This is a genomic window from Granulicatella elegans, from assembly GCF_020735385.1.
GTDB classification, from domain to species: Bacteria; Bacillota; Bacilli; order Lactobacillales; family Aerococcaceae; genus Granulicatella; species Granulicatella elegans_B.
The window spans coordinates 1,454,895-1,474,629 of sequence record NZ_CP085953.1 but is presented as its reverse complement, the minus strand read 5'-3'; the positions used below and the strand labels follow the sequence as shown (position 1 = coordinate 1,474,629).

Sequence of the window (19,735 nt, the reverse complement as noted above, 5' to 3'; positions counted from 1 at the left end):
TTTGCTGGCATCCGTCTGCTATTATATCATAAGTCAAGTAAATAAAAATATTCCGTGAATTGTCAAGTCAAGTGCAACAAACGATAACTTATCCTATATACAAATTTGATATAAAAAAACGTAACAACCGTATTACAGTGTTGTTACGTTTTATACTCAATTATTTGTTCCATAATTTCTTTACAGACATAGTATCAAATTTTTCAAAAAATATAATTAAAATAAACAAGATGACTATGAATAAAGGAAGAATCATTATCCCAAAATCCCCATTCAAATTAACATTTTGAATCCTTATTGGAAATCTTCCAGATAATATGTCAACTGCACGTATATATGTAAATGGAATAATATGTGCATATTTTTGAAGAGGTTGAATGGCATTTGTTCCAAAAATTAACCCAACAATCAGAATTAATGAAATAAATAAGGAAACTGTTTTTTGTTTTAAAAATAAACTAACTAAATAAACAACTTCAACAATCACAATAAACGTTAAAAAATTTAACATTAAACTATGGAATAATATATCTTGTATTTTAACAATAGACACATTCTGACTTACAACATCTAATATTGGATATGGATAATCCAACCTGCCAAAACCATTGTTAAAAATACCTGATAATAAAGAAAAAATACAAAGCCCGATATATAATAAACTTACATAACTCAATCCTACTCCAAGCGTACAAATCGCATACTTCACTCTTGAAAAAGGGAGTAATATTGATGTATCTAAACCATCTTTATACCTATCTGTAAACAACTGAGTTATTAAGAAAATAATTGAAATTAAAAATAATGTTGGAATTATCGCACTTGATACCCATACAATTTGATCAATACCATAAGTTGGAAAATCTAAGTTATGAGCTTTTATGTTAAGTGGGTACAAGGATTTATAGACTTCCTTTTCTAGATTAATAGCCACTTTTAACTCAGTACTACTGTAATCTTGTTTCGAAACAATTTCATAATTTCTTTCTTCGTTTTTCCATTGTAAGAAATAAGCTTCTTTCCAATTTTGTTGTTCTAATAACGAAAGAATTTGATTTCTTTGTTTCAATAGTTCTTTTTGTAATTCTAAATTATTTTTTGCAAACTGATATTCGTCAGATAAAGTGTCGTTCAGTGTAGATAATTTTTCTTCATTTTTTTGGATTGCTTTTTCATTCTCTGTAATATGTGTTTCTAAGCGATTTTCTAAGGTAAGATGTTGTGCTGTTTGACTATTGAAATAAAAAGAAACACTAAGACATATTGTTAATAAGATAATAATTGCTATGTTTAAACGACTTTTTAAAATTTTTTTAAATAAAAATATAAATAATTGTTTCATAGTTGTCCCTCTTTAATTTCACCATTTTCAATCGTTAAAAGCTTATCACAAACTTTACTTAAATCCTCTTTATAGTGAGAAGTTAAAATAATGAGGTGATTTTCCCTATTTAATTTATCGATTCTGTTAAAAAATTTAGTACGAAAATATTCATCTAATCCATTTGTTATTTCATCCATTAGCCAACATTCTGCTTGACTAATAAAATACATTGCAATTAATAATCGTTGTTTCATTCCTAATGAATATTTACGAATTGGAAGATAAATAAAATCATTCATTTCCCAGAAATCTATTTCATCATTTAAACTTTGAGTTGATTTCCAGATATTTTTTATATAATTTAAATAGTCAATTCCACTTAAATTCAAATCGAACCATTCTATATTTTCATAATAAAAAAAGGAAGAAAGAGTTGTTATATTTCCACTATTTACTGGTATTAACTGACTTATAGCACGAAACAATGTTGTTTTTCCAGACCCATTTATAGCAACAATCCCATAAACCTTTCCCTTATTAAAAGTAAAATCAATATTTTCGATAATGGTTTGTCGTGTTTTTATGGTAACATTACTAAGTGTAATCATATAAAACTCTCCTTCCTATAAAAACTAACTTATCATTTAATATCCACCAGAATAGTGGTTAAGCACTTCGTATCGAACATAATTCCAATCGCCACCAACAGGATACTCATCATAACTTTCATAATAAGACCAAGAAGGAATGTCAATCTCCTGATAATTATGGTAATTACCGCTATATTTCAAGTACGTATTCCAATCATAACGATAACTTTTAATAACTGAAACAGCAGAAGCTCTTGATTGTAAAAGACCGATAAACAATAGTGTAGTTAATAATACTACTTTTAATATTTTTTTCATTGTATACACCTCATTTTTATAATTTATACAACCACTTTCGAAAGCACTTACAATATAACATATTATTTATTTTTTTGCAATAAAATTATTAAGAAAAAATTAAAAAAATAAAAACTCTATAACAAATTCTAATAATTTAACCGAAATGTTCTTATTTCAATTTTATCACTTCTTAATTAAAAAGTTTGCATTTTTCTAAGTTTACCAAAACAATGTTAAATCTATACTTAGGGATCTTTTTACTTCATTAAACTACAAAACCAAGAAAAACGTAACAACCATATTACAGTGTTGTTACGTTTCACGATTAAAATTTCCTAATCTAACAAATCACTCAAATCAATCGTATCCAATGTCATTTCCGTTGAAGTTTGAGCCATAATCGATTCATAATCAAAATAATCATTAATCGTTAATTGATTCAACTGATAAATTTGTTCAAACAAATTTTCAGGCTTCTGCTTCTTCCAGCGATACGTCACAAAATAAGTGGCAATATCATAACTAGAAATCGATTCATATCCCTGAGTTATAAATTCAATAATTTTATAACTTAACCAAGGACGAAACTGTTCCAATAATTCCTCTTGCTTATTCATCATACCAACACAAAAACACTATTCTGCATCAGCAACAGCTAAACCACTATCGCCTACAGTTGGAACAACATGATGAATCGCACGACGTTCAAAAGTTAAATAAACACCTTCACAATCGATTTCAACAGTTTGTGCATCCGTATCAATATAATGAACAACTCCATGTAAACCACCAATCGTAACAATGTGGTCACCTGCTTTCAAAGCATTCATTTGCTCTTGTATTTTTTTAGTACGCTCTCGATTTTTACGACCAAAAAACCACCAAGCTCCTCCTAAAGCTACAATATAAAGTAACATTAATGCTAATTGATTCATTTTTAACACTCCTTCATTTAATGTATTACTACTGTATCAAATTTTTCCAAAGAATACTAGAAATTACGAGCATTTTCTTTATTAAATCCATATTCTTCGAAAAATGCTTCTCTAAATTCTAATAAATTATCATCCATAATGGCTTGTCGAACTTGTTTCATTAAGTTTAATAAGAAGTATAAATTATGGTAACTTGTTAAACGTAAGCCAAATGTTTCATCTGCTTTAAATAAATGACGAATATAGGCACGAGAGTAATTGCGACATGTGTAGCAATTACATTTTTCATCGATTGGACGGAAATCACGTTCATATTTCGCATTTTTCACAACAAGACGTCCGGCACTCGTCATACAAGTACCATTTCTTGCAATACGTGTTGGAAGTACACAGTCAAACATATCAACTCCACGGATCACTCCATCAATTAATGAGTCAGGAGAACCTACTCCCATTAAATAACGTGGTTTATGAGATGGAATCAGTGGTGTCACATAGTCTAGTACTTCATTCATTTCTTGCTTTGTTTCCCCTACAGATAATCCACCAATAGAATACCCTGGAAAATCAAGTGAAATCATATCCTTAGCATGATCCATTCGTAAATCTTTGTATCCTGCCCCTTGTAAAATTCCAAATAAAGCTTGAGTTTCTGGAGATTTATGAGCTTTCAATCCACGTTCTGCCCATCTTGTCGTACGAGCAATGGAATTTTTCACATAATCATGAGTATGATGGAAATCTGGACATTCATCAAAACTCATAATAATATCCGCTCCAAGTTTATTTTGAACATCAATTGAAATTTCTGGAGACAAGAATAATTTTGACCCATTTAAATGGTTTCTAAAATGTACGCCCTCTTCTTCAATTCTTCTCATATCACTTAAAGAGAATACTTGAAAACCACCAGAATCTGTTAAAATTCCTTTTTTCCAATTCATAAAATTGTGTAGTTTTCCTGCTTCATCTACAATATCCGCACCTGGACGTAACCATAAGTGGTAAGTGTTACTTAAAATAATATTTGCTCCCATTTCATCTAATTCTTCAGGAGACATTGATTTTACAGTTGCTAATGTACCTACAGGCATAAACATTGGAGTTGGAAAAGTTCCATGTGGTGTAATAATTTCTCCAAGACGAGCACCTGTATGTTTTTCTGTTTTTATTAAGCGATAAGTTACAGCTGGTTGTGTCATTGCTACATTCCTTTCTTTGTACATTCAACTATATAACTGTATCTTACTATGCTCTATTTGTCCAATATTTTATAAGATTTTGAGCAAATAATCGAAAAAACTTCAAAAGTCAGATAAAGTTTCTAACTTTTGAAGTTAAATTTTTCATTATGCAGTTTGAATGGCACGATAACTATAGGATGGTTCTTTTAATTTTTCATCAAAGACAACATCTAAATCATGTCCTTGGAAAAACCATTCATCACCTGTTTCAACAAAATAGGTAATCCCATTTTTTTCGACACTAACAAATGGATTATTTGGTGCATCAACTTCTACAGCTAAAGAAAAGCCTTCATGAATTGGACTACAACCATAAACTTTTCCTAAAAAACGAACACCTCGTTCTTTAGAAACTCCCATTTCTTCTTCAAACCATAATTGTGATTTTTCATCAATTGTTAATTTCATACGTCCCATCCTTTAACTTCATTTCTTGATGATAGTTTACCATAATTTCTAAAATCTTGCTTTTACTTTGCTTGCAATAATGGATTAGCCATAAAAGAAGTACACCCATATTGAGACAAAGCTGTAAATCCATTAGCTTCGTAAAATGCGATTGTTTTTAATTCACTATCCGTTGTTAAAATAATCTGATACACCTCATTAAAATACTCCAGTGTTTGACGAAGTAATTGTGTACCAATTCCCTGTCTTTGATACTCAGGCAATACTATAATATCTTGGATATAAACAATCGAATACCCATCTCCTACTGCTCTTAAAAATCCAATTAACTTTCCTTCTTCATCTCTTGCAGAAAATAACAATAAACTATGTTCTAACGCATTTTGAAGCATGATTGGATTAGACGTATAATTCGTCCATCCTACTGCTTCATATAATGGAAATAGTTCTTCAAAAGAAACTGCATCATTTATCTTATAGCCAATCAACCTATTCACTCCTCATCTAATACGATTGATTCAATCCATTCCCAAGCTTTTTCCACCCCTTCTCCTGTTTCCGAAGAAAATGTTAAAAATAATTCTTCCGATGGTTTCCCAAAAGCTTTTCGAATTTGACTCACATGTTTATTCCATTTACCACGAGGTATTTTGTCACACTTCGTCATAATAATTCGATAAGGAATTTCATAATACTCTAAAAACTCACGCATTTGAACATCTTCTGTACTAGGTTCATGACGGAAATCAACGAGGATTAAAACGAGTTCAAGATTTTCACGAGTTGTAATGTACTCCTCAATCATTTTTCCCCATTTTTCGCGTTCTTTTTTAGAAACTTTTGCGTATCCATAACCAGGAACATCGACAAAGTAAAATAAGTCATTAATATGATAAAAGTTTAATGTCTGAGTTTTACCTGGTTTACTAGAAGTTCTAGCTAAACTTTTTCGTTGAATTAAACGATTAATAAAAGATGATTTTCCAACATTTGAACGACCCGATAAAGCAATTTCCACTTTTTGATCCGTTGGATATTGATTAGGACCCACCGCACTAATCGTAAATTCAGCATTTGTCACTTTCATCATTATGCTCCTTCCTCTGTTGTTTGAGGATTGATTTTAACAAAGAATAATAATCCTCCTCCAATTAAGAATAGAAGAATAAGAGAAAAGACTCCATGTAATGAATTACCCGTCATTTGGGCTGTGATTCCTAATAATGTTGTTCCTAAAATAGATGAGAATTTTCCAAAAATATTATAAAATCCAAAAAATTCATTCGCACGATTTGCCGGTATAATTTGTCCAAAAATAGAACGACTAATCGATTGTACCCCACCTTGAGCTGTACCGATACAAATGGCTAATAATAAGAAATCCGTATAAGTTTTTAATCCTGTTGCTAAAATACAAATAATCACATAAGTAGCAATTCCTAAAAAGACAGTGTTTTTCGATCCAATTTTCTTTGCTAGATAACCATAAATAATACTGAATGGGAATGCTACAATTTGTACAATTAGTAATATTACAATCAAACTATTTCCATCTAATCCCACATCACTACCGACGGCTGTTGCCATTTTAATAATTGTTCCAATTCCATCAATATAGAAGAAATAAGAAATTAAGAATAAAAACACATGTTTATGTTCACGAATATGTTTAATCGTTGTAAATAATCGTGAAAAACTGTCATAAACAGGATGTTTATCATGTTCCATAAAGTGTTTTTGTTTTACATGTTTCCAAAATGGAATGGTAAAAACAAACCACCAAACAGCAGTAATGAAAAATCCGATTTTAACAATGACATCTCCAGGCAATTGAGAAAATTGCATAATTATCATAAATACTACAAATGGAATAACACTGCCGATATAACCATATCCAAATCCTGCAGCAGAAATTCTGTCCATTCTTTCGTACGTAGTTACGTCCATAATCGAACTATCATAAAATATATTCGATGCAGAAAATCCAATAGCAGAAATAGTATATAAAATTAATAAAAACATCCACTGATCACTACCAGCAAACATCATTCCTAATACAGAAAATACCCCTACCATCGTTGAAATGGTGAACATAGGATTTCGGTATCCTCGATAGTCTGCTAGTGCTCCTAATACTGGTGCCATCACTGCAACGACAAATGTAGCAATTGAGTTTGCATAACTTAAATAAGCGGTTGAATTAGCAGCAGTTACTCCTGCATTAGTTGTTACTGTTTTAAAGAAAATTGGAAAAATAGCGGTAGTAATCATTAATGAATACACTGAATTAGCCCAATCTTGTAAAATCCACGAAAATTCTTCTTTCGTATATCGACTTGCAAAAAACTTACGAATTGCAGACATAAAACTCCTCCTAAAATTAAGCTTTCAATAATTTTCCTTTTTTATTGTACAACTCTGGTTGTTCTTCATTATCTACAACCTCTTTTGTTACAATGACTTTAGAGACTTCTTCTCTACTTGGAATTTCAAACATTAAATCCATCATCACAGATTCAATAATGGAACGAAGTCCACGAGCTCCTGTTTTACGTTCAATGGCTTTTGTTGCAATTGCATCTAACGCATCTTGAGCAAACTCTAATTCAACTTCATCCATTAAGAATAGTTTTTGATATTGTTTCACTAATGCATTTTTAGGTTTTGTTAAAATAGATACTAAATCTTTTTGTTCTAATTTTTCTAATGCTGCAATAATTGGTAAACGTCCAATAAATTCTGGAATTAATCCAAACTTTTGTAAATCTTCCGGAATAATCATTTGCATTAAACTTTCATGCTCGCTAAAGTTTTTATTTGAAGAACCAAAACCAATGACTTTAGCTCCTAGTCTCTCTTTAATAATTGTTTCGATGCCATCAAAAGCTCCACCAACAATAAATAAAATATCCGTCGTATCGATTTGAATTAATTCTTGTTGTGGATGCTTACGTCCACCTTGAGGAGGAACTGATGCAATCGTTCCTTCTAAAATTTTTAATAAAGCTTGTTGTACACCTTCACCACTTACATCACGAGTAATGGATACATTTTCGCTTTTACGTGCGATTTTATCAATTTCATCAATATAAATGATTCCTTTTTGTGCACGTTCAACATCATAATCTGTTGCTTGAAGAAGTTTTAGTAAAATATTTTCCACATCTTCCCCAACATATCCAGCTTCGGTTAATGTTGTTGCATCTGCAATTGCAAATGGTACGTTTAATAGACGTGCTAATGATTGAGCTAAGTAAGTTTTCCCAGAACCAGTTGGTCCAATTAAACAAATATTACTCTTTTGTAACTCAACCCCATCTTCTTCCACAAAATGATTGATTCGTTTATAGTGATTATAAACTGCAACCGCCAATGCTTTCTTAGCATTGTCTTGTCCAATCACGTATTCATTTAAAATTTCACGAATTTCTTGTGGTTTGGGTACTGTAATTTCACCTTCAAAAAATTGTGTTAATAATTCTTCATCAATAATTTCTTTACATAAATCTACACATTCATTACAAATAAAAACATCTGGTCCAGCGATAATTTTCTTCACTTGCTCTTGTGACTTCCCACAAAATGAACAACAGACATGTTTTGGTTCATCTTTATACAACTAAGAACCCTCCATTTCATTTTTTGACACTACAATAGTAGATTAGCATATCTGAGTAGTTTGAACAAGAAAAGTCCATCCTAGAATGAAAATTTTCCATAAAAAAGAACAATCCTGTTTCCAAGATTGTTCTCTCGTCATTGTAATATTAAGCTTCTACTGCAGAATCAGTAATTAAAGCTAATGCTTTTTTCATTGAGATATCGTTTTTCAACATTTCAACTGAAACAGCTGAACGAACAGCTCCTTCTTCCATACCGTATTGAGCGGCTAATTCTTTCACTTCAGCATCAACATCAGCATCTGTTACTTCAATGTTTTCATCTTTAACGATTTGTTCTAATACTAAGTTAGTTTTTGTACGAACGTCAGCATCTTTTTCCATCATTTGGTGTAAGTCTGCTTCAGTTGTACCTGTGATTTGGTAGTACATTTCTGGTGTAATACCGTTACGACGCATGTCGTTTAAGTAGTGTTGCATTTGACGTTGTACTTCTTCATGAACCATTTCAGCTGGTAATTCTACGATTTCAGCATTTGCAACTGCTTGACGTAATGCTAAGTCAGCTACTGCTTCGTCAGCTGCTTCAACTTTAGCTTCTTCTAATTCTTTACGGAATTTTTCTTTTAATTCAGCTAATGTTTCAACTGAATCATCAACATCCTTAGCGAATTCATCTGTTAATTCTGGTAATTCTTTAGTTTTAACTTCGTGAACTGTTACTTTGAATACAGCATCTTGACCTTTTAAGTTTTCTGCATGGTATTCTTCAGGGAATGTAACTTTCACTTCAACATTGTCGCCTTCTTTAGCGCCTACTAATTGATCTTCAAATCCAGGAATGAATGAGCCTGAACCTAATTCTAATGCGTAGTTTTCACCTTTTCCTCCTTCAAATGCTTCTTCACCTAAGAAACCTTCAAAGTCGATTACTACTGTATCTGCTAATTCAGCTGCACTTTCTTTAACAACTAACTCAGCAAATTTAGCTTGTTCTTGTAACAAACGATCTTCTACATCTTGTTCAGAAACTGTACGATCTTGTTTTTCAACAGTTAATCCTTTGTATTCACCTAATTTAACTTCAGGTTTAACAATTACAGTTGCTTTAATTACCCATGGTTGACCTTTTTCTAATGATTCGATATCAATTTTTGGTTGAGTTACTGGGAAAATACCAGTTTCTTCTACTGCATTGTCATATGCATCTGGTAATAAGTAGTTTAATGCATCTTGATATAATGCTTCTTCACCATACATTTTATTAAAGACTTGGCGACTTACTTTACCTTTACGGAAACCAGGAACGTTTAAGTTCTTTTTCACACGGTTAAAAGCAACTTCTAAACCTTGTTTAATTGATTCTTCTGAAATTTCAAATGTTAACACAACTTCATTTGTGTTGATTTTTTCAAATTTTGCTGTCATAGCTTTCCTCCAAAAAATTCTTACTTCATCAAATAAATCGATGAGGGTTTTACATACTCATTTATTTTACACTACCTTTGTAAAATTGTAAAATATTTCTGTTTATTTTTTAAAAATAATTCTCTAAAATTCTGTTTAGAAATAAAATTGTAATATAGTTGTTGTCATTTTTAACAATAATTTTAGCTTTTAGTGTTCAATCAATGGTATAATAAGGATAGATTTGAGGTGATATTATGATTCAATACCCAACAGGACAACAAAGAGTCTCTTCTACTCAAACTTCTACTATTTCATATGGTAGTCGTGGAATGTTCTTAGAAACTTTATTGAATCAAACAAATGATTATTATCGATTAAAAAAAATAGCTGTTATCCATAAAAAGCCAACTCCTATTCAAGTCGTTAAAGTAGATTATCCAAAACGAAGCGCAGCAGTGATTAAAGAAGCTTATTATCGTCATGCATCTACAACAGACTATAATGGAGTTTATCGTGGATGCTATATTGATTTCGAAGCAAAAGAAACGAAAAATAAAACTTCGTTTCCTTTGATAAATATACATGAACATCAATTACAACATATGGAAGAATGTATCTATCAAGGTGGAATTGTATTTGTTATTTTTTACTTTTCTTCATTAAATGAATACTATTTATTAGAAAGTCAGTATTTACTTTCCTTTATCAAGGAGAATAAAGAAAATAAAAAATCAATTCCATTAGAGTATATTAAACAATATGGAGAACCCATTTCATTAACCGTTCAATCCATTTTGGATTATATTCCAATAGTTGATAAATTGATTGATAAAATTTAGGAGGTTTTTTATGCCAGAATCACGCCAAACTAGACGTACACAACACAGTAAAACAAATAAAACAAGTAACGAAAAAAATAAATCTGTTTGGAAAAAAATATTCATGACATTATTTTCAATCTTTGTACTTGCCTTTGTTTGTTTTACTGGATTAGTTTTCTATTATGCTTCCACTACACCAGAAGTTACAACAGCTGACTTACAAGGAGCTACAGAAACACAAATTCTTGATATGAATCAAGAACTCATTACAAAATTAGGGGGAGAAAATCGTGATTTAATTGTTCCGGAAGAAGTTCCTCAAGGATTAAAAGACGCAATTACTTCTATTGAAGATAAACGTTATTATTCTCATATGGGTATTGATCCACTTCGTATTGTTGGTTCTTTCGTTCGCAACCTACGTGCAGGGCATATTACTCAAGGTGGTAGTACGATTACTCAACAATTAATTAAACTATCTGTTTTCTCTACTAAAAAAGAAGATCAAACTTATAAACGTAAAATCCAAGAAATTTTATTAGCGTTACAAATCGAACGTGAATTTTCAAAAGAGCAAATTCTAACTTATTATTTGAATAAAGTATATATGGCGAATAATACTTATGGATTTGGAACTGCTGCTAATTACTATTTTGGAAAAGAATTAAAAGAATTAACCATTCCTCAATTAGCCCTACTAGCCGGGATGCCACAAGCACCAAGTTCTTATGATCCATATGCTCATCCCGAAGCAGCAAAAGAACGTCGTGACCTTGTACTGCAATCTATGAAAGACAATGGCAAATTAACAGATGCTCAATTAAAAGAAGCTAAATCGACTCCTATAGACGAAGGATTAGTAGAAGAGCACGAACAAGTTTCTAATGATGATAACCGTTTAATTTTCGATTCATTTTTAACAATGGTTGCTGATGAAGTAAAAGAAAAAACTGGTTTAGATGTTTACTCCGATGGATTAACCATTGAAACTACTGTTAATTCACAGGCGCAAAATTATTTATATGAAATTCTGAATACAAATCGCTACGTTCAATATGTAGATGATAACGTACAAAATGCGGTTGTTATGTTAGACTCTACCACAGGTGCTGTAAGAGCGATTAATGGTGGTCGTAAGCAAACAAATTTATTAGCTTATAACCGTGCTATTCAAAACGATAGAAGTACTGGTTCAACGATTAAACCAATTATGGATTACGGTCCAGCCATTGAATACTTAAATTACTCTACTGGGCAAACAATGGTCGATAAACCAACAAAATACTCTAATGGTTTTGAATTAAATAACTGGGATAATCAATATATGGGAACAATGACGATGCGTAAAGCATTAGTATTGTCTCGTAATACACCTGCCTATCAAACATTTAAAGCAGTTGGAAATGATAATATTCAAGCTTTCCTTAAAAAGTTAGACTTATCTGTTACAAATGATGGAAAAGAATCTTTAGTAGAAAGTAACTCCATTGGAGCAAACTTATCTCCATTAAAAATGGCTGCAGCCTATTCTGCATTTGCCAACTATGGTACTTATTCTAAACCATATACGGTTACAAAAATTACAACCCGTGACGGACAAGTATTACAGTTTAAACCTGAACAACATCAAGCTATGAAAGACTCTACAGCTTATATGATTACAAATATGCTTAAAGATACTTTCACTTATGGTTTTGCGAATGATTTAAAAATGGGAAATCTTCCACATGCTGCTAAAACCGGCTCAACGAACTATACACCAGAACAAAGAAAACAAATTGGAGCTTCAGATAATGAATTTGTCATTCCAGATTCATGGTTTATTGGATACTCTCCTACATACACCATTTCTGTTTGGACTGGGTATGATAATCCTTATACAAAAGGTCATGGATTATCTCAAACTGAAGCCAATTATTCAAAATGGATTTACGGTCACTTAATGAATTTTGCCATGAAACAAACTCCGGTTAAAGATTGGGAGCAACCTTCTAGTGTTACTTCTTCAAGAATTGTTGTGGGTTCAAATCCTTTAGTATTGGCAACCGATAAAACTCCATCTGATAAAGTAAGTACAGAATTATTTGTCAAAGGAGCCTTACCAACTGAACAATATGTAGAAGAAAAAATTGACCCTCCTACTGGATTAAATGTTAGTTACGATGCTAATAAAAAAGAAATTACCATTACTTGGAATGCTGTAAAATCTGACGAAGAGAAACCTAAATATACCATAACAGTTGGAGGTCAAACACAAACTGTTGATAAAACAAGTGCTACCTTCAAAAATATTGCAGGTGAAACTGTTACGATTAGTCTAACTGTTACAATTAAAGATAAAACTTCTGATCCAGTAACACATGAACTTCAGTTAAGTACTAAGCCAGAGGAAAAAGAAAAAACTAGCACAACAGCAAACCCACAAAATCCTAAGCAACAACAATCAACACAGCAAAATAGGCAAACGACCCAAGATCCTGTAAGAAATGAATTAACAACACAGGCAACTGGAGAAAACAATTAATCATAAAAGAGGCTGGGCAAAAAGTCTCAAAAATAGAAGAAAGCACGTCCCGATTTTGACTGAAATCAAAATTAGGACGTGCTTTTTAATAAATTCAGTAAAATCAAGGGGGATAAACCACCCTTGATTCATATTATTTAAGATATATTTCCTTAATCTCTGCAAATTCATCCCTAAAAAGAGCAGACCAATGTCATTATGAACTGCATTTTTACCTCTAACATGAGTTCTGCGCATGCCAAAATTGCGCTTCATTTGACCGAAAACTGGCTCAACTTCAATTTTTCGTTGAGCATATATACTACTTCCACGGTCACTATGTAACGCTTCTTTAATCGTTTCTTTATAAGATTCCCAAACTTGGTTTACACGGATTTGACGTTGTTGTCCAGTAGGAGTTTTCGCTAATTCATCCAATGCTTCTGTTTCTTGAATTGAATCTGTCTCATACACTTTAAATCTACGAGTAAATCCATTCTTATCGTTTCTTGTTGAATAATATTTAAAACTAAATTTTACACCTAAATGATCAATATAATAATCTTCCTCTTCATTGTAATACCAATTTTGTCTATTAGATGGATCATTTTTAAATTTCTTCGTTTGTTCTTTTTCGTACATTGTGTAAGGAATCAAAGGTGTCTTTTCATACTCTTCAAGAATCAATTGATAGTTTTCTTCACTACCGTATCCAGCATCCGCAATAATAATAGAAAATTTGTCTAATAGTTTAAATGAATTTAAAAATGGTTTAAGAGTACGCATATCTGTAGGATTAGGAAATACATCAAAACCTAAAACATATTGATGATTCGTTGCGATTTGAAGATTATAGCCAGGTTTTAATTCTCGATTTTTCATGGCATCTTCTTTCATACACATAAAAGTAGCATCGTTATCTGTTTTAGAATAACTATTCCGGTTATCAAATGTTTCCTTAGCTATCGTATATTTTTCTTTACGAGGCAGAAAATCTTTTTCAAGTTGACGTTTAAAAGAATTTAACAAGCGTTTTTTCTGTTTGTTTTTAGAACCACCAACAATATGTTTAGGTTCTTCTTCAATGAGTTCTTCTAACTGTTCTAGAGAGTTATTAGTAGCTTCAATCATGGCATGAACACCATATTCAGTAATTTTTTCTTCTTCTGATAAAGCAATATTCACTTGATTTTGAATTAATTGATCATATAATGTACTAATTTTTTCATTTAAAGCTTCATCATATCTTTCAATAGCTTTACGCCATACAAATGAATAACGATTGGCATCTGCTTGAACTTTTGTACCATCAATAAATAAACTATCTGAATCAATAATATGATAGTGTTGGAGTAATAAAGTAAAGTATACGAAAATGTTTTTAATGATAGAGGAAAACTGTTCATTACTTCTAAAATTATTAATAACATGGTAACAGACATAAGTTTGTTGAGAAAGCCACTGCATCGGAATATTTTCTTCATTTAATTGAACAATTTTTCTACCACTATACGTAGAACGAGTATAAGCGAAGAGAATCATTTTTAATAACATACGAGGATGATGAGCAGGTCTACCCATTTTTGATGTTGTATTAGGAAAGATAATAGAATCTGGAATAGAATCTACAAACTGATTAATAAATTGAGCAATGTGGTTTTTAGGGACGGTTAATGTAAAATTTAGTTCTAAAGTATCTGTTGGTGTGGTATAATTTTTGTACATAGGAGTCACCCTTTCTTATTTTATTTCATTCAAACTTATTATAACAGAGGTAGACTCCTATGTTTAATTTATAAGACTAAAAAGCACTATAAAATCCTGTTTCAGAATTTTATAGTGCTTTCTTCTATTTTTGAGACTTTTTGCCCAGCCTCTTCATTATTTAGCATACTCTACAGCTCTTGTTTCACGAATAACTGTAACCTTAATATGTCCTGGATATTGTAGTTCTTCTTCAATTTGTTTACGAATTTCACGTGCTAATAAAATAGAACTTGCATCATCAATTTTTTCTGGGTGTACCATCACACGGATTTCACGACCTGCTTGAATAGCAAAGCTACGTTCAACACCTTCATGTTCATTTGCAATAGTTTCTAAGCGTTCTAAACGACGGATGTAGTTTTCTAATGATTCACTACGTGCTCCTGGTCTTGCAGCTGATAAAGCATCTGCTGCTGCTACTAATATCGCAATTGTCGAGGTTGCTTCCACATCCCCATGGTGAGATGCAATCGCATTAACCACAATTTTGTTTTCTTTATATTTTTGAGCTATTTCCGCACCAATTTCAACATGTGAACCTTCAATTTCATGGTCTAAGGCTTTTCCTAAATCATGAAGTAAACCAGCTCTTTTAGCAATATTTACATCTTCTCCAAGCTCACCAGCCATAATTCCTGCTAGTTTAGCAACTTCAATACTATGATTTAAAACATTTTGTCCATAACTTGTACGGAAATATAATCGACCTAAAATTTTAATTAAGTCTGGATGTAATGAATGAATTCCAACTTCAAATGTTGCTTGTTCCCCAATCGAACGAATTCTTTCATCCATTTCTTTACGAGATTTTTCAACCATTTCTTCAATTCTTGCAGGATGAATACGTCCATCTGCAATTAATTTTTCTAGAGTCATTTTAGCAATTTCTCTACGAATTGGATCAAATCCGCTTAGTACTACAGCTTCTGGTGTTTCATCGATAATTAAATCAATCCCTGTTAATGATTCTAATGTACGAATATTTCTTCCTTCACGTCCGATAATTCGTCCTTTCATTTCGTCATTCGGCAGTGTCATCACAGTAACTGTATTTTCTGCTACTAAATCAGCAGCTGAGCGCTGAATGGCTTGTAAGATAATTCCTTTAGCAGCTCTATCTGCTTCATCTTTTGCACGTTGTTCAGCTTCTTTTATCATGATAGCACGTTCGTGTCTTAATTCATCACGTGTTTCCTGCATGATAATTTGTTGTGCTTCTTCACGACTAATCGTTGAAATGCGTTCTAATTCCGCTTTTTGTTCAGATAACACAGCGTCAATTTCTTCTTCTTTTCCAGTCATGACTTGTGCTCTCTCTTGAAGTTTATTTTCTTTATCTTCAATAGATTGTTCACGTTTTTCAAGAACTTCATCTTTACGATCAAGATTTTGTTCTCTTTGAATCATCCTTTTTTCTTGAAGTAAAACTTCATTTCTTCTTTCTTTTAACTCATTTTCAACTTCAGTACGATATTTATGATTTTCTTCTTTAGCTTCTAATAATACTTCCTTTTTCAATCGGTCAGCATCTTTTTTTGCATCTTCTAAAATCATTTCAGCCGATTCACGAGCAGCTACAACTTTTTTCTCATAATTGGATTTGAAAACAAAATATCCAGCAACAATTCCGATTACTAAAGTTAAGATCGCGAGGCCTCCAGTTAATAGTCCTGAGTTCATTGAGTCACCTCCGTCTCATTTTTAATTTTTCAAAATTAATTGCATAAACAATCGTTGGATAGAATAATCCAACTCAATAACCATTGTATTATTCTATCCAACTAAAGTCAACTATAAGTCTTTATTTATTCAATGCAGCAAGAAATTTTTTAGAAGATTCATTTAGTTCTTCTGCCATTTGATGAACTTCTTCTAATGTTTTCACGACAGCACCAGAAGCAAGCGGATGACCTCCACCTCCATGATTTGCTGCAATTTCATTTACAATTGGTCCTTTTGAACGTAAATTACAACGATATGTACCATCTGGTTGCTCTACAAATAGACACCAACAATGAACTCCTTCAACTGTACTCGGTAATGAAATGACTCCATGAGTTTGATGTTCTTCTACTCCAAACTCTTTTAATTGTTCTTGACTTAAAATCGTAATCGCTACACCATTTTCAGAAATTTCCATATTTTGGTAAATATACCCTGCTAAACGACTCACTGAAACAGGATTCGTAATCATATGATAAGCAATTTCTGAAATTTTTACTGGGAACTCTAATAATTTAGAAACCATTTCAAATGTCACTGTTGTTGTTGCAGGATATAAGAAACGTCCTGTATCTCCTACAATTCCTGCATATAACGCATTTGCAACTTCTTCGTTTACTTTCCAAGGTGAATTTTCACTAAATACAAATTGACATAAAATCTCACTAGTACTACTAGCAGTTGTATCAACGTATGAAATTTTTCCATAAACATCTCTATCAGGATGGTGGTCAATTTTAATCACTTCTGAAGGAGTTACTTCATATGGCGAATCAATACGAGGAGTATTCGCAGTATCATTCACAATAATTAATGAAGCTTCGAATACTTCTTGAGAAACGGCATCCATTTTACCAATGTATGCTAAATCTTCATTCATTTCTCCTAAAGCATATACTGTTTTATTTGGGTAAGTTGCTTCAATAATTTTTTTCAACCCAATTTGAGAACCAATGGCATCTGGATCAGGTAACTCATGTCGTAAAATTACAATAGAATCCGCCTTTTGAATTTCTTGATCAATCGCTAATAAGTATTCTTGTTTATTCATTCTAATAATTAATTCCTTTCCATTAACTGACTAGACATGACAGCTTTTGCTACAAGTGTATTTTCTAGATATACTGAAACATCTAATTTTGTTACTTTTCTTCCATTATCTAAGGATTCAATTTTTAAAACAATTTCACTGTCAATTGGAATCATTTTTAAATAATGCAAATCTAATTGTTCAATAACTGCATTTCTTCTTTGACTACGAGAAATAAATTCTTTCGATGCTACACTGACAACTTCGCAAAGAACACCAAATGATAACATCCCTAAATTATTCGTCATTTGAGGTGTTACCGTAAATTGAAATTTAGCTTGTTGTGCATCCATTTCTAACACATTTAAACTTTCAGCTACATCATCTTCAAAAGTATTCCCAACTTGAGGTTGACGTTGCGCTAATTGCATAGCTTTCATCACATCTTGTCTAGAAATAATACCTAATAATTCCATATTATCTTGAACAACAGGAAGCATTTCTAATCCGTTCCAAATCATAGAATGGGCAACACTGGCAACACTGGCATGCAATTTAGTCACGCTTGGATTTTTCGTCATCACTCTTTCAACAACAAGATGATCACTTTTTCCAATAACGTCTTTAGCTGTTACAATTCCTACAAGACGATTAGAATGATTAATAACAGGAAATCTAGAATTTCCAGTTTTGTGATTCATTTTTCTATAATCTTCCACTGTATCATCAATCATTAAATAATGTGTGTGTGAATAATCCGTATAAATATCTGACACAATTATGATTTTTTTCTTAATCAGTTGATCCGTCATTGCACGATTAATCAGTGACGCAACGGTAAATGTATCATAAGTTGTTCCAATTACCGGTATTGCTAATTCATCAGATCTACGAATCAATTCATCTGATGCAGTAAATCCTCCTGTAATTAATACAGCTGCCCCTTGTTCAAGTGCTAATAATTGAGCTTCTTTACGATTCCCAATAATCACTAATGATTCTGGATGAATATAACGAGTCATCGCATCTTCTGTCATCGCACCGATTACAAATCGATTTAAAATTTTATCTAAACCTTCAGAACCACCATATACTTCCCCTTCGATAATTTTTACAATTTCACCAAAAGAAAGTTTTTCAAAATTTTCTTTAGATTTACGTTCAATTCGAATTGTCCCAACACGTTCAATAGTTGAGACTACTCCTAAATTTTCTGCTGCTTTAATCGCACGATAAGCAGTACCTTCGCTTAGTTGCATATTTTTAGCGATACTACGGACAGAAATTTTTTCACCAACAGGCAAAGATTCAATGTATTCAATAATTCGTTGATGTTTGGTTGACATATTTCCCCTCCAAATCAGTATTTATTTCATGCATTGCTTAATTTTCATGTATTGTAGGAATAATTTCTCCATGTGGACAATGTGTAGGATCATCCAGAAAATCTACTAAACGATTAATCAATTCAGGTGTAGAGGCATGTTCTAAAACTTCTGCTTGCGCATGAACTTCATCTGGTGAAAATCCTAATGACTGTACTAAAAATACTTCCCATATTTTATGTGTACGAATTAAACGTTCAGCAAATAAAATCCCTTTTTCTGTCAGTCTAGCTCCTTTATATCTTACATAAACTACATAATCTTCTGTTACTAGCTTATTGAGCATCTCAGTTGTAGACGCTGCTGATATTTGAAGCATCTTAGTGATTGACTTATTAGAAACGATTTCATGATTACCGCCTAATTTGTATATTACCTTGATATAATCCTCTTTATTAGGGGTCATATTGTTTCCTCCTTTAATCCTCACTGACAACTTATTTAAAAGATTGAATAACCTTTTATTCCTCCAATAGTATACCACAAAACTGTATTAAAATAAACTGAACATCTGTATTAGTATTGATTCTAATCAGTAAAATTTTATATAAAGAAAAAGCGTAATAGTCAAAAAACGGTTCTATAATTTATAGGGTTGATGGAGAAAATCCACCAACCCTATTTTAGTGTATACAAAAAGGGCTTCATCCCTTATATTAAAAGCGTCTAAACTATT

19 protein-coding genes are annotated in these 19,735 nt (G+C 31.9%); 2 read left to right on the top strand and 17 right to left on the bottom strand.

Annotated features, from left to right (window positions below; all coding sequences use genetic code 11):
• Positions 1–160: 160 nt before the first annotated feature.
• From LK443_RS07320 to tig, 12 genes are all read right to left on the bottom strand, one after another.
• Positions 161–1,342 (bottom strand): ABC-2 transporter family protein, encoded by a 1,182-nt coding sequence (locus tag LK443_RS07320; RefSeq protein ID WP_227931279.1) that lies wholly within the window; start codon positions 1,340–1,342, stop codon positions 161–163.
• On the bottom strand, positions 1,339–1,932 hold the full coding sequence (locus LK443_RS07315) for an ATP-binding cassette domain-containing protein (protein WP_227931278.1): 594 nt from the start codon (positions 1,930–1,932) through the stop codon (positions 1,339–1,341). The genes LK443_RS07320 and LK443_RS07315 overlap by 4 nt, the downstream gene beginning before the upstream one ends.
• A gap of 36 nt (positions 1,933–1,968) precedes the next feature.
• Positions 1,969–2,193: a hypothetical protein gene (locus LK443_RS07310; RefSeq protein ID WP_227932471.1), complete on the bottom strand. Its 225-nt coding sequence runs from the start codon at positions 2,191–2,193 to the stop codon at positions 1,969–1,971.
• A 356-nt stretch (positions 2,194–2,549) separates the two neighbouring features.
• A complete protein-coding gene (locus LK443_RS07305) occupies positions 2,550–2,834 on the bottom strand; it encodes a post-transcriptional regulator (protein WP_227931277.1) in 285 nt (94 codons plus the stop codon).
• A 15-nt stretch (positions 2,835–2,849) separates the two neighbouring features.
• Entirely contained in the window at positions 2,850–3,149 is a 300-nt protein-coding gene (yajC, locus tag LK443_RS07300) for a preprotein translocase subunit YajC (protein ID WP_227931276.1), read from the bottom strand.
• Between the two features lie 56 nt (positions 3,150–3,205).
• Entirely contained in the window at positions 3,206–4,351 is a 1,146-nt protein-coding gene (gene tgt / locus LK443_RS07295) for a tRNA guanosine(34) transglycosylase Tgt (RefSeq protein WP_227931275.1), read from the bottom strand.
• Between the two features lie 147 nt (positions 4,352–4,498).
• Positions 4,499–4,801, bottom strand: coding sequence for a HesB/YadR/YfhF family protein (locus LK443_RS07290; protein WP_227931274.1), 303 nt, complete (start codon positions 4,799–4,801; stop codon positions 4,499–4,501).
• Positions 4,802–4,863: 62 nt separating this feature from the next.
• Positions 4,864–5,289 carry a GNAT family N-acetyltransferase gene (locus LK443_RS07285; RefSeq protein ID WP_227931273.1) on the bottom strand — a complete coding sequence of 142 codons (426 nt, stop codon included), beginning with the start codon at positions 5,287–5,289 and terminating at the stop codon, positions 4,864–4,866.
• 5 nt (positions 5,290–5,294) lie between these two features.
• A complete protein-coding gene (yihA, locus tag LK443_RS07280) occupies positions 5,295–5,888 on the bottom strand; it encodes a ribosome biogenesis GTP-binding protein YihA/YsxC (RefSeq protein ID WP_227932470.1) in 594 nt (197 codons plus the stop codon).
• Between the two features lie 2 nt (positions 5,889–5,890).
• Positions 5,891–7,165, bottom strand: a complete 1,275-nt coding sequence (locus LK443_RS07275) for an MFS transporter (RefSeq protein ID WP_227931272.1) — start codon at positions 7,163–7,165, stop codon at positions 5,891–5,893.
• Between the two features lie 16 nt (positions 7,166–7,181).
• Positions 7,182–8,420: an ATP-dependent Clp protease ATP-binding subunit ClpX gene (clpX, locus tag LK443_RS07270; protein ID WP_227931271.1), complete on the bottom strand. Its 1,239-nt coding sequence runs from the start codon at positions 8,418–8,420 to the stop codon at positions 7,182–7,184.
• Positions 8,421–8,568: 148 nt separating this feature from the next.
• Entirely contained in the window at positions 8,569–9,849 is a 1,281-nt protein-coding gene (gene tig / locus LK443_RS07265; RefSeq protein ID WP_227931270.1) for a trigger factor, read from the bottom strand.
• Positions 9,850–10,082: 233 nt separating this feature from the next.
• Between tig and recU the strand changes: the two genes are divergently transcribed.
• Together recU and LK443_RS07255 are read left to right on the top strand one after the other, a co-directional pair.
• Positions 10,083–10,670: a Holliday junction resolvase RecU gene (recU, locus tag LK443_RS07260; protein ID WP_227932469.1), complete on the top strand. Its 588-nt coding sequence runs from the start codon at positions 10,083–10,085 to the stop codon at positions 10,668–10,670.
• A 10-nt stretch (positions 10,671–10,680) separates the two neighbouring features.
• Entirely contained in the window at positions 10,681–13,176 is a 2,496-nt protein-coding gene (locus LK443_RS07255; RefSeq protein WP_227931269.1) for a transglycosylase domain-containing protein, read from the top strand.
• Here LK443_RS07255 and LK443_RS07250 read toward each other — a convergent pair whose 3' ends face one another.
• The 5 genes from LK443_RS07250 to LK443_RS07230 form a co-directional block, all read right to left on the bottom strand.
• Positions 13,177–14,880: an IS1182 family transposase gene (locus LK443_RS07250; RefSeq protein WP_227931268.1), complete on the bottom strand. Its 1,704-nt coding sequence runs from the start codon at positions 14,878–14,880 to the stop codon at positions 13,177–13,179.
• A gap of 156 nt (positions 14,881–15,036) precedes the next feature.
• Positions 15,037–16,602 (bottom strand): ribonuclease Y, encoded by a 1,566-nt coding sequence (rny, locus tag LK443_RS07245; RefSeq protein WP_227931267.1) that lies wholly within the window; start codon positions 16,600–16,602, stop codon positions 15,037–15,039.
• 121 nt (positions 16,603–16,723) lie between these two features.
• Positions 16,724–17,695 carry a DHH family phosphoesterase gene (locus tag LK443_RS07240; RefSeq protein ID WP_227931266.1) on the bottom strand — a complete coding sequence of 324 codons (972 nt, stop codon included), beginning with the start codon at positions 17,693–17,695 and terminating at the stop codon, positions 16,724–16,726.
• Between the two features lie 8 nt (positions 17,696–17,703).
• Positions 17,704–19,020 (bottom strand): DRTGG domain-containing protein, encoded by a 1,317-nt coding sequence (locus LK443_RS07235; protein ID WP_227931265.1) that lies wholly within the window; start codon positions 19,018–19,020, stop codon positions 17,704–17,706.
• Between the two features lie 37 nt (positions 19,021–19,057).
• Positions 19,058–19,465, bottom strand: coding sequence for a metal-dependent transcriptional regulator (locus tag LK443_RS07230; protein ID WP_227931264.1), 408 nt, complete (start codon positions 19,463–19,465; stop codon positions 19,058–19,060).
• Positions 19,466–19,735 lie beyond the last annotated feature (270 nt).

Coding starts and splice junctions, on each gene's coding strand:
- LK443_RS07320 (WP_227931279.1), bottom strand. CDS start 1,342: ATGAAACAATTATTTATATTTTTATTTAAAAAAATTTTAAAAAGTCGT.
- LK443_RS07315 (WP_227931278.1), bottom strand. CDS start 1,932: ATGATTACACTTAGTAATGTTACCATAAAAACACGACAAACCATTATC.
- LK443_RS07305 (WP_227931277.1), bottom strand. CDS start 2,834: ATGATGAATAAGCAAGAGGAATTATTGGAACAGTTTCGTCCTTGGTTA.
- yajC (WP_227931276.1), bottom strand. CDS start 3,149: ATGAATCAATTAGCATTAATGTTACTTTATATTGTAGCTTTAGGAGGA.
- tgt (WP_227931275.1), bottom strand. CDS start 4,351: ATGACACAACCAGCTGTAACTTATCGCTTAATAAAAACAGAAAAACAT.
- LK443_RS07290 (WP_227931274.1), bottom strand. CDS start 4,801: ATGAAATTAACAATTGATGAAAAATCACAATTATGGTTTGAAGAAGAA.
- yihA (WP_227932470.1), bottom strand. CDS start 5,888: ATGAAAGTGACAAATGCTGAATTTACGATTAGTGCGGTGGGTCCTAAT.
- LK443_RS07275 (WP_227931272.1), bottom strand. CDS start 7,165: ATGTCTGCAATTCGTAAGTTTTTTGCAAGTCGATATACGAAAGAAGAA.
- tig (WP_227931270.1), bottom strand. CDS start 9,849: ATGACAGCAAAATTTGAAAAAATCAACACAAATGAAGTTGTGTTAACA.
- LK443_RS07255 (WP_227931269.1), top strand. CDS start 10,681: ATGCCAGAATCACGCCAAACTAGACGTACACAACACAGTAAAACAAAT.
- LK443_RS07250 (WP_227931268.1), bottom strand. CDS start 14,880: ATGTACAAAAATTATACCACACCAACAGATACTTTAGAACTAAATTTT.
- rny (WP_227931267.1), bottom strand. CDS start 16,602: ATGAACTCAGGACTATTAACTGGAGGCCTCGCGATCTTAACTTTAGTA.
- LK443_RS07240 (WP_227931266.1), bottom strand. CDS start 17,695: ATGAATAAACAAGAATACTTATTAGCGATTGATCAAGAAATTCAAAAG.
- LK443_RS07235 (WP_227931265.1), bottom strand. CDS start 19,020: ATGTCAACCAAACATCAACGAATTATTGAATACATTGAATCTTTGCCT.
- LK443_RS07230 (WP_227931264.1), bottom strand. CDS start 19,465: ATGACCCCTAATAAAGAGGATTATATCAAGGTAATATACAAATTAGGC.